This is a genomic window from Streptomyces spiroverticillatus, from assembly GCA_014650415.1.
Taxonomy (GTDB): Bacteria; Actinomycetota; Actinomycetes; order Streptomycetales; family Streptomycetaceae; genus Streptomyces; species Streptomyces spiroverticillatus.
Genome location: BMUX01000040.1, coordinates 1 through 11,838, shown reverse-complemented (window position 1 = coordinate 11,838; position 11,838 = coordinate 1). Strand labels below are relative to the sequence as shown.

General features: G+C 74.7%; 1 protein-coding gene. It reads right to left on the bottom strand.

Annotation, left to right across the window (positions count from 1 at the left end; all coding sequences use genetic code 11):
- Positions 1-63 precede the first annotated feature (63 nt).
- Positions 64-11,826, bottom strand: a complete 11,763-nt coding sequence (locus IE269_RS41850) for a type I polyketide synthase (RefSeq protein ID WP_318299699.1) — start codon at positions 11,824-11,826, stop codon at positions 64-66.
- Positions 11,827-11,838: the final 12 nt, after the last annotated feature.

The window sequence follows — 11,838 nt, the reverse complement described above, 5'->3', positions numbered from 1 at the left end:
GGAACACGGGGCGCACCGGACCCCCCGGGGGAGGGTGTCCGGTGCGCCGGTCCGGCGGAGGGGTCAGCCCTGGTCGGCCCGCTCGGTCCGCGCGTGCGCGGTGAGCCACTCCTCCATGATCTGTGCGGTCCGTGCCGAGTCCTCCCGGATCATCGACAGGTGATCGGCGTCCACGGGCCGCTCGTGGGCTCCGGCGACCAGGGGTGCGCTCTGCACCGACGGCTGCTGCTCGATCGGCCGGTCGTCCGCTCCGTACAGCTGTTTGGCGCACTTCACCAGGAGCACGGGGGCGCTGGTGTGCTGCACCTGGAGCCTGCTGAGCAGAACCATCCAGCGGCCCATGGCGGACAGCCGGGCGCTCGTCAGCCGGACCACCGATCCTTCCGCCGAGCCGGCCGAGGTGCCGCCGCCCGCGAAGTTGAGGCGCATCATGCCCTGATAGTCGACGCCTTCGCCGTCGTTGTGCTGGAAGCTGTAGGTGTCGAGGAGCACCACGCCTGCGGGCTTGATGCCCCAGGTGTGCTCCAGCAGTCCGGCCGCCGCGTAGGCGAAGGACCCGCCGGAGGAGTGGCCGACGAGGACGAACGGTTTGCCGTTCGCCTCTCGCAGGGCGCTCTCGGCGATCACCCGGGTGGCGACCTCCGGGGTGGCGGGCAGCCGTTCCCCGGTCTCGAAGCCGACCAGGGGCAGTGCCGACACCGCCCGCTTGCCCCGGAAGTGCGCGGCGAGCCGTGCGTACTGGTGGACACCCGCATTGGCGGTGGGCGCGCTGACGCAGATCAGTTTCGGGGCGGCCGGTCCTTCGGAGAGGGCGGAGGCGTGGGGCAGGTCCTCCAGTTCGGCCGAGGCCTCGAAGGTGGGGCGCAGTGCGGCCACGGCGGCCAGCATGCGCTGGGCCTCGGTGACCTTTCCGGTGGCCAGGGCGTCGGTGAACAGCCGTTCCAGGGAGCCGGGTTCCGACTCGCCGGGGGCGAGCCCCAGGGTCGCCCCGCCGCCCGCGGTGTCCTCGGCCGGGGTCTGCTGGGCGAGTTCGCCGCGCAGCCAGCGGGCGAGTTCGGCGGGCGTCCGGTTGTCGAAGACGACCGTGGCGGACAGCCTCATGCCGGTGCCCGCGGCGAGCTTGTTGCGCAGTTCGACGGCGGTCAGCGAGTCGAAGCCGAGCTCGTAGAAGTCCCGGTCGGCGTCGACCTCCGCGGCCGAGGCGTGGCCGAGCACGGTCGCGGCCTCGGTCCTCACCAGGTCGGTGAGGTGGCGCAGGCGGTCCTTCTCGCTGAGGGCGATGAGCTGGCGGGTCAGGTCGGCGGCGACGTCCTGGCCGCCGGCCGTGTTGGCGGCGGACCGCCGGGCGGTGCGTACTAGGCCCCGGAACAGCGGCGGGACTTCGCCCTGGGGGCGCATTCCCGCGCCGGTCAGCCCGATCGGAATGACGAGGGGTTCGGCGGAGCCCAGGGCGCTCTCGAACAGGGTGAGGCCCTGGTCGATGGAGAGCGGGGGCATGCCGCCGGACTGCATGCGCCGCATGTCGGTGTCGCTGAGCTCGCTCGTCATGCCGTCGTCCTGGACCCACGGGCCCCAGGCCAGGGAGGTGCCGGGCAGCCCGAGGGCCGCGCGGTGGTCGGCGAGGGTGTCGAGGAAGGAGTTGGCGGCGGCGTAGTTGCCCTGGCCGGGGCTGCCCATGAGGCCGGCGATGGACGAGAACGTCACGAAGGCGGCGAGCGGGAGGTCCTGGGTGGCCTCGTGCAGGTTCCAGGCCGCGTCGACCTTCGGCCGCAGTACGTCGGAGAGGCGTTCGGCGGTGAGTGCGGTGACGATGCCGTCGTCCAGCACACCGGCCGTGTGGATCACGACGGTGAGCGGGTGCGCGGCCGGGATGCCCGCGATCAGTCCGGCGGCGGCCTGCCGGTCGGCGGTGTCGCAGGCGGTGACGGTGACGCTGACGCCCCGGGCCTGAAGTTCGGCGACGAGTTCGGCGGCGCCGGGTGCGGCCGGGCCGCGGCGGCTGGTGAGCAGCAGGTGCCGTACGCCGCGGTCGGCCAGCCTGCGGGCGAGGTGGCGGCCGAGCGCGCCGGTGCCGCCGGTGACGAGGACGGTGCCCTCGGGGTTCCAGGCGGGCGGCATGGTGAGCACGGTGCTCTGCAGGGGCTCCTCGTCCGGGGTGCGGGCGAGCAGTGCCGTCCGGGCGTGCCGGATGTCGTACGCCTGGATGTCGTACACCTGGATGTCGTACGGGATCGGGGCGGCAGCGGCTTGTGCCCACGTCCAGCCGTCCGGTACGGGGGCGAGCCCGCTCTGTTCCAGGACCGCGAGGGGGCCGACCGCGACCGGCTCCACGCTCCTCACGCGGTCACCGGCCCGCAGTCCCGTCACGCCGGGGCCCGTCTCGCTGACGGTGCCGGTGATGCGGGCGGCCGGTCCGCCGGTTGCCTCTTCGAGAGCCTCGCGGGTGAGGCCGGCCGCCGTGACGGCGACGCGCACCTCGCCCTCGGCGAGCGGCCGGGCCCCGTCGGAGCAGGGCACGAGCCGCAGCTCGTCGGCGCCGCCGCCCTCGGGCAGGTCGAGCCGCCATCCCGCTCCGGCGGGCGGCAGCAGGCTCGGGGCCGTGGCCAGCCGGGCGAGCCGGCCGACGTGCAGTGTTCCGCCGCGTACGGCGAACTGGGCCTCGCCGGCGGCAAGGGGTCCCGAAAGGTGGGTGAGGGCGTCGGCGACGTCCGTGTCCTCCTCCGTGTCGAGGAGGACGAACCGGTCGGGGTGCTCGGAGTTCGCCGAGCGCACCAGCCCCCACGCGGACCCGCCCGAAAGGTCGGTCACGGTGTCGTCGGCGGCGGCGCGGACTGCCCGGCGGGTGACGAAGACGAGACGGGAGGCGGCGAACCGCTCATTGTCGAGCCACTCCTGCACCAGGGCCAGTACCCGGCCCGTCAGCGCGTGGACGGCCTCCGGCACCTCGCCGCCGGTGCAGGCGGGCAGGGGAACCACGACCAGGTCGGGCGACTGGCCGCCGGACGCCGCGAGTTCGGCGAGGGAGGTGGCGCGGGCGCCGAGGCCGTAGGGGTCGTCGGCGCCGAGGGTGAGGGCGCGCGGCTCCCGGGAAGGGGCGCTCTCGGTGTCGGCGGCGATCCACTCCACGTGGAACAGCGGTGCGTGTTCGTTCGAGCTGGCCGGTCCGGTCATGTCCTCCTCGGCGGCCAGGGCGACCGAGGCGGCGGACAGGACGGGGGCACCTTCGGCGTCGTACGCGCCGATGAGGACCGTGTCCTCGCCGGACCGGGTCAGCCGGACCCGCAGCACCGAGGCGCCGCCCGCGTGCAAGGTGGCGTCCCTCCAGGCCCGCGGGCCTGGCAGCCGGTCCTCGGCGCCGATGCCGAGCAGGACGGCGCCGTGCAGGGCCGCGGCGGACAGTGCCGGGTGCAGGCCGAAGTAGCGGGCGTCGTCGGCGGCCTCGTCCGTCAGCCGTACTTCGGCGAAGACTTCCTCACCGTGCAGCCAGGCGGCGGTGAGGTTCTGGAAGACGGGCCCGGGTGCGCCTGACCCGTAGAAGCCTTCGAGGTCGACGGCGGCTGCGCCGGTCGGCGGCCACACCAGCGGGGCCGCCGGTGCGGTGAACGGCCGCGCGGTCAGGGTGCCGGTGGCGTGCCGGGTCCACGGTGCGTCGCCGGCCGCGTCGTGGGGCCGCGCGTAGCAGGCGACCGTGCGGTCCCCGCTGTCCCCGTCGGGGGCGCCGACCCACACCTGGACGACCGGTTCGGCGCCGTCGAGCAGCAGCGGCGCGGTGACGGCGAACTCCTTCAGGTGGCTGCAGCCGACCTGGTCGCCCGCCTGGACGGCGAGTTCGAGGAAGGCGGTGTCGGGGAAGCGGGCACTGCCGTCGACGCGGTGGTCGAGCAGCCACGGGTGGACGCGGAGGGACAGCCTGCTGGTGAACAGCACGCCGTCGGCGCCGGCGAGCGGGACGGCCGCGCCGAGCAGGGGGTGTTCGGCGGGCACGAGCCCGGCCGAGGTCACGTCCCCGGACAGGGGCGCGGGGCGCGGCCAGTACCGGTCACGCTGGAAGGCGTAGGTGGGCAGCGGGGTGCGGCGGGCGCCGGTGCCGTCGAAGAGCCGCGGCCAGTCGACTGCCACACCGCTGACGTACAGCTGGGCCAGGGCGGTGATCAGGGCGTCCTCCTCGGGCCTGGCGGCCCGCAGCGCGCAGACGCAGACACAGCTCTCGGCGTCCTCTGTGAGGTTCTGCGGGGTCAGGGCTGCGAGGGTGCCGTCGGGCCCCACCTCCAGGAAGGCGGAGGCCCCGGCGTCGCGCAGGGTGTGCACCGCGTCGGCGAAGCGGACGGGCTCACGCACGTGCCTGCCCCAGTACGCGGGGTCGCGGAGCTGTTCGGCCGAAGCCGCTGCGCCGGTGAGGGTGGAGACGAGCGGGATCTGCGGCTCGGCGAAGGCGAGTGTCGTCACGACGGCCCGGTAGTCGTCGAGCATCGGGTCCATCAGCGGGGAGTGGAAGGCGTGCGAGACCCGCAGCCGGGTCGTTTTGCGCTCCAGTGCCGCGAAGTGGGCCCGCACGGAGTCCACTTGGTCCTCGGCGCCGGACACGACCACGGAGGACGGGCCGTTGACCGCCGCGATCGAGAGCGACTCGCCCAGCAGCGGCCCGACTTCCTCTTCCGTCGCCTGTACGGCGAGCATCGCACCGCCCTCGGGCAGCGCCTGCATCAGCCGGCCGCGCGCCGCGACCAGTGTGCACGCGTCGGCCAGCGACAGCACCCCGGCCACGTGGGCGGCGGCGATCTCGCCGACGGAGTGCCCCGCGACGAAGTCCGGACGTACGCCCAGTGACCCGAGCAGTCGGAACAGGGCCACCTCCACGGCGAACAGCCCGGTCTGGGCGTACGCCGTCCCGTCGGCCGACTCGGAGTCGGTGCCCCAGATCACCTCGCGCAGCGGTCGTTCCAGGCGCGGGTCGAGTTCCGCGCACACGGCGTCGAAGGCGTCGGCGAACACCGGGAAGCGGGCGTGGAGTGCACGGCCCATGCCGAGCCGCTGCGCGCCCTGTCCGGAGAACAGGAAGGCGGTGGAGTGACCGGCCGCCTCGCCGCGGGCGACCTCCGTGCCGTCGAGGAGTACCGCGCGGTGCGCGAGGGCGGTGCGGGTGGTGGCGAGGGAGTGGCCGACGTCGAGGGGGTCGCGGCCCGCTACGTCCTCGGTGAGGCGGGCGAGCTGCTCGTCCAGGGCCGCGGGGGTGGCACCCGACACCGGCCACGGCACGGCGGTGGTCTTCACCGACGGCGCTTCGCACGCCGGGTCGGGGAGTTCCGCGGGCGGGGCCTGCTCGATGATCGTGTGGGCGTTGGTGCCGCTGATCCCGAACGAGGAGACGCCCGCCCGCCGGGGGCGGCCCACCTCGGGCCACGACCGGGCCTCGGTGAGCAGGTCGATCGCCCCGGCGGTCCAGTCGACGTGCGTGGAGGGCTCGTCGATGTGCAGGGACTTGGGCAGGACGCCGTGCCGCAGCGCGAGGACGGTCTTGATCACGCCGGCCACACCTGCGGCGGCCTGGGCGTGCCCGATGTTGGACTTCAGCGAGCCGAGGAGCAGCGGCCGCTCGGGGTCGCGGCCCCGTCCGTAGGTGGCCAGCAGGGCCTGCGCCTCGATCGGGTCCCCGAGGGCGGTGCCGGTGCCGTGGCCCTCGACGGCGTCGACGTCGGCGGCGGTCAGGCCGGCCGCGGCGAGGGCCTGGCGGATGACGCGCTGCTGGGAAGGGCCGTTGGGGGCGGTGATGCCGTTGGAGGCACCGTCCTGGTTGACGGCGGAGCCGCGTACCAGCGCCAGCACCTCGTGCCCGTGGGCGCGGGCGTCGGAGAGGCGTTCCAGGACGAGCATGCCCACGCCCTCGGACCAGTTGGTGCCGTCGGCCGCGTCCGAGTACGCCTTGCAGCGGCCGTCGGCGGCGAGGCCGCCCTGGATGGTCATGCCCGCGAAGCCGACGGGGGTCGCCATCACGGTGACTCCCCCGGCCAGGGCGAGCGAGCACTCACCGCCGCGCAGTGCCTGGGCGGCGGAGTGCAGGGCCACCAGGGAGGAGGAGCAGGCGGTGTCGACGGTGACCGCGGGGCCTTCGAGTCCGAGGGTGTACGAGATGCGGCCGGACAGCACGCTGGAAGCGAGGCCGGTGCCCGCGTGGCCACCGATGTCCTCCCGGGAGTTCATCATCAGCGTCGCGTAGTCCAGGCCGCTGGTGCCGACGAACACCCCGGTGCGGCTGCCGTGCAGGGAGTCGGGCGCGATGCCGGCCCGCTCGACGGCCTCCCAGGAGGTTTCCAGGAGCAGGCGCTGCTGCGGGTCCATGGCGAGGGCCTCGCGCGGGGAGATCCCGAAGAAGCCCGCGTCGAAGTCGGCGACACCGGCGACGAATCCGGCCTTCATGGTGGCGCTGCGGCCTCGTCCTTCGGGGTCTCCCGCGCCGAGGGTCTTCAGGTCCCAGCCCCGGTCGGTGGGGAACGGTTCGATGCCGTCGCCGCCGGTGGAGACCAGTTGCCACAGCTCCTCGGGCGTGCGGATGCCGCCGGGCAGCCGGCAGGCCATGCCGACGATGGCGATCGGGTCGTCGTCGAGGGCGACCCGGGTCACGTCGGCGGACGCGCCGTCCGACTGTTGTCCGCCGAGGAGTTCGGCGAGCAGGTGCGCGGCGAGGCCGGTGGCGGTCGGGTAGTCGTAGACGGCCGTGGCGGACAGCTTGAGTCCGGTGGCCAGGTTGAGGCGGGCGGGGAGTTCGACGGCGGTGAGCGAGTCGAACCCGAGGTCGCGGAACTTGCGTTCGGCGGAGACGGCCGCCTTGCCGCTGTGGCCGAGGACCGTCGCGACGTGGGTGCGCACCAGGTCGGTGAGGAGGGTAAGGCGCTCGGCGGCGGGCAGGGCCCGCAGCCTGAGGGTGAGTTCGTGCGCCTGCGAGGTGATGTCCTCGCGGGCCGTCTTGGCGTCGGCGATGGCCCGCCGGGCGGCGGGAAGTTCGGCCAGCAGTGGGTTGCCGCGCAGCCCGACGAGGGTGTCCAGGACCTGCGGCTGGCCCAGGTCCAGCACGATCAGGGTGGGGGTGGGCCGGGTGACGGCCTGGCGCAGGGCGGCGACCGCGAGCTCGGGATGCACGGCCGGGACGCCGGTGCGCCGGGCGGTGCCTGCGGTCTGCGCCGGGGAGGCGGCGGCTGCGGCAGCGCTTCGCGTCGGTGTCCCGGTCGCAGCGGCGCTTCGCGGCTGCGTCTCGTCGGTGGCCGTGCCGCTCCGGGGCTCGGCCATGGCGGGGACGCCCGTGCCTCGTGCGGCGCCGCCCGCCTGTGTCTCGGACGCGGCGGGCTCGCCGTCCATCCAGGCGCCCCAGGCGAGCGAAGTCGCGGGCAGGCCCCGGGCGTGGCGCTGCTGGGCGAGCGCGTCAAGGACGGCGTTCGCGGCGGCGACGGCCGCCCGTCCGGGAGTGCCGACGGCGCCCGCCACGGACGAGAAGAGCACGAACGCCGACAGGTCGGCGTCACGGGTCAGTTCGTCCAGGTGCAGTGCGCTCAGCACCTTGGCCCGGTGTACGGCGGTCAGCCGGTCCTGTGTCAGGTCGTCGAGGACCCCGTCGTCAACGGCGGCGGCCGCGTGGACCACGGCCGTGAGCGGGTGCGCTTCGGGAATGTCGGCCAGTACGGCTGCCAGCGCGTCGCGGTCGGCGGTGTCGCAGGCCACGACGGTGGCCTCGGCACCCATGGCACGCAGGTCGGCGACGAGCGCGGCGCTGCCGGGCGCGTCGGGACCGCGACGGCCGACGAGCAGCAGACGGCGTACGCCCTCGGCCGCGAGCCAGCGGGCCGTGCTGCTGCCCCGGCCGCCGGTACCGCCGGTGATCAGCACCGTGCCGTCGGGGTGCGCGGCGGCGGGCTGCCAGCCCGCGTCCGGTGAACCGGCCGGTGCGGGGACCAGCCGTCGTACGTACACGGCCGTGTCGCGCACCGCGACCTGGTCCTCCCCGCCGGTACCGGCCAGGACGGCGGCAAGCCGGCCGGCGGCCCGTGCGCTGAGCGTGTCCGGCAGGTCGATGAGACCGCCCCAGCGCTGCGGGTGCTCCAGGGCGGCCACCCGGCCGAGTCCCCAGACGCCCGCCTGTTCGGGGCAGGGCAGGTCTTCGGTCCGGGCCACGGAGACCGCGCCCCGGGTGGCACACCACAGGGGTGCCGCGATCCCGGCGTCGGCCAGGGCCCGGAAGAGTTCGGCGGTCGCCACGACGGCGGTCGCGGCCGGAGCGGGCAGGGCGAGCACCCCCGCGAAACCAGCGTCGGGAGAGGGGAGTTGCTTCAGTTGAGCGACCACAGTGGCCCGGTCGGCCAACGGGTCGACGGTCAGGTGCAGGGCCTGGGGCCCGGCCGCTTCCCGCACCGAGGCGGTCCAGCTGTCGTCCGCGGCTGCCGCGGGCATGACCACGAGCCAGGTGCCGGCGGGTGCGCCGCCCGCCGTCTCACGCATCGGCTGCCACACCTCGTGGAACCTCAGGGCGTCGAGCAGTGCCTGGTCACGACGGTGGCGGCGCCAGTTCGACAGCGCCGGCAGCACGGCACCGAGCGCTTCGCCGTCCACGTCGAGGTCGGTGGCCAGGGCGGCCAGGTCCTGGCCCTCGACCGCCGTCCAGAACTCCGCGTCGGCCGGGTCGGCCGCGGGGGCCCCGGGTCGTACGGCGGGGCCGGTACGCGGCCAGTGCCGGTCGCGCTGGAAGGCGTACGTGGGCAGGTCGACGGGCCGGGCACCGGTGCCGTCGAAGAGCCGCGCCCAGTCGACGCGCACTCCCTCGACGTGCAGTCGGGCGAGGCCGTCGACCAGGGCCCGCTCCTCGGGCCGCCCGGCGCGCAGGGCGGGCACGGCGACGCAGGCGGCGTCCTGGGCGTCGAGGACGGTGCGGACGGCGGCGGTGAGGGTGCTGTCGGGGCCCAGTTCGAGGAAGGCGGACACCCCGGCGTCGCGCAGGGCGCCGATCCCGTCGGCGAAGCGGACGGTGTCGCGGACGTGCCGCACCCAGTAGTCCGGGGTGGAGACCAGGCCCGGCTCCGCGACGGCGCCGGTCAGGTTCGACACGAACGCCAACTGCGGTTCGGCGAAGGCGACTCGGGCGGCCACGGCCCGGAACTCCTCCAGCATCGGGTCCATCAGTGGTGAGTGGAAGGCGTGCGACACGCGCAGCGGGGTCGCCTTGCGGCCTTCGGCCCCGAAGTGCGCGCCGACCCGTGCCACTGCGTCGGCCGCGCCGGAAACGACCACCGAATTGGGCCCGTTGACGGCTGCGATCGACACCGGTCCGGCATCGTCCGGTACGGCGTCGCCGTCGAGCAGCAGCGTCCGCACCTCCTCTTCGGTCGCCTGTACGGCCAGCATGGCGCCGCCCTCGGGCAGGTCCCGCATCAGCCGGCCGCGCGCCGCGACGAGCGCACACGCGTCGGCGAGAGCGAACACCCCGGCGACGTGCGCGGCGGCGATCTCGCCCACCGAGTGACCGGCCACGAACTCGGCTCGTACACCCAGCGATTCGACGAGCCGGAACAGCGCCACCTCCACGGCGAACAGACCCGCCTGGGCGTACTCCGTGCTGTTCAGCGCCGCGGGGTCCTCGCCCCACACGACGGTGCGGACAGGGTGGTCGAGGTGCTCGTCCAGGGCCGCGCACACCGCGTCGAAAGCTTCGGCGTAGACGGGGAAGCGTGCGTACAACTCTCTTCCCATGTCCAGTCGTTGGGAGCCCTGCCCGGAGAACAGCACGGCCGTGACCCGGCTTTCCCCGGCCGCCCCGCGAGCGATCTCGGCGCCGTCCACCAGCACGGCCCGGTGCTCGAACGTGCCGCGTCCCGCGGCCAGCGAGTACGCGACGTCGAGCGCGGGCAGCTCGGCGGCCGACGGGGTCAGCCGGTCGGTCTGTGCCGCGAGTGCGGCTTCGGTCCTGCCGGACACCACCCACGGCAGCACGGCGGGTTCCCCGGCCGGTCGCGCGCCCCGGTCGGCGCCGGGCACCGCGGCCGGTGCACCGGCCGGCTCCTCGGCGGGCGGGGCCTGCTCGATGATCGTGTGCGCGTTGGTGCCGCTGATCCCGAACGCCGACACGGCGGCCCGGCGCGGCCGGTCGGCGTCCGGCCACGGCACGTCCTCCGTGACCAGCCGCACGTCGCCGCCCGACCAGTCGACGTGCGTGGAGGGTGCGTCCACGTGCAGGGTGCGCGGCACGGCGTCGTGGCGCATGGCCATGACCATCTTGATCACTCCGGCGACACCGGCTGCGGCCTGGGTGTGCCCGATGTTCGACTTGAGCGAGCCGAGCAGCAGGGGCTGCCCGTCCTCGCCGCGCTCCTGACCGTAGGTGGCCAGCAGGGCCTGTGCCTCGATCGGGTCGCCGAGGGTGGTGCCGGTGCCGTGTCCTTCCACCACGTCGACGTCGGCGGCCGTCAGACCCGCGTTGGCGAGGGCCTGCCGGATGACGCGCTGCTGGGCGGGCCCGTTGGGGGCGGTGAGGCCGTTGGAGGCACCGTCCTGGTTGATGGCCGAGCCGCGTACGAGTGCCAGGACCTGGTGGCCGTTGCGGCGGGCGTCCGAGAGCCGTTCCATGACGACCACGCCGACGCCCTCGGACCAGCCGGTGCCGTCGGCGGCGTCCGCGTACGCCTTGCAGCGCCCGTCGGTGGCGAGGCCGCCCTGCCGGGTGAAGCCGGGGAATCCCATCGAGGACGACATCACGGTGACGCCGCCGGCGAGGGCGAGTGTGGACTCGCCGCTGCGCAGGGACTGGGCGGCCAGGTGCATGGCCACCAGGGAGGACGAGCAGGCGGTGTCCACGGTCACGGCCGGGCCCTCGAACCCGAAGGTGTACGACACGCGGCCCGAGACCACGCTCGCCGCGAGACCGGTGCTGGCGTGGCCCTCGATGTCGTCGGGGGAGTTCATCACGAGGGTGACGTAGTCCTGGCCGCCGGTGCCGACGAACACCCCGGTCGCGGTGGAGCGCAGAGCGGCCGGGTCGATGGCGGCGCGCTCGATGGCCTCCCAGGAGGTCTCCAGGAGCAGGCGCTGCTGCGGGTCCATGGCGAGGGCCTCGCGCGGCGAGATCCCGAAGAACCCCGCGTCGAACTCGGCCACTCCGTGCAGGAAACCGCCCTTGGCGGTGGCGCTGCGGCCCCGTCCGTCCGGACCGAGTCCTTCGCCCAGGAGAGTGTCCAGGTCCCAGCCCCGGTCGATGGGGAAGTCGGCGATCCCTTCCCGGCCTTCACGGACGAGTTCCCACAGGTCCTCGGGCGAGTCGACACCGCCGGGCAGTCGGCAGGCCATGCCGACGATGGCGATCGGGTCGTCGGCGGCCGCGGTGGCCACCGCCGCGGGCAGGCGCACCGCTCCGTTCTCGTCGAGCAGTTCGGCGAGGAGGTGCGTGGCGAGCGCGGTGGGGGTGGGGTGGTCAAAGACGAGGGTGGCGGGCAACCGCAGGCCGGTTGCCTCGGTCAGCCGGTTGCGCAGCTCCAACGCCGTGAGGGAATCGAGCCCGAGGTCGTGGAAGTCGCGGTCCGCGCCGATGGTCTGCGCGGAGGCGTGTCCGAGGACGGACGCGGCTTCGTTACGGACCATCTCGACGACGGTACGCAGACGGTCCGCCTCCCGCAGCTCCCACAGCCGGGCGGCCAGCGCGACGGCCGTCCCGGCCCCCGCCGCGGTGGTGGCGGCCATCCGCCGTCCGCCGCGCACCAGCCCACGGAACATGGTGGGCACCTCACCGCGCAGCCGAGCACCGGGACCGGCAGCGAGGCGGCCGAGGGGGACGAGGTGGGGTGCGTCGGTGGCCATCGCCGCGTCCAG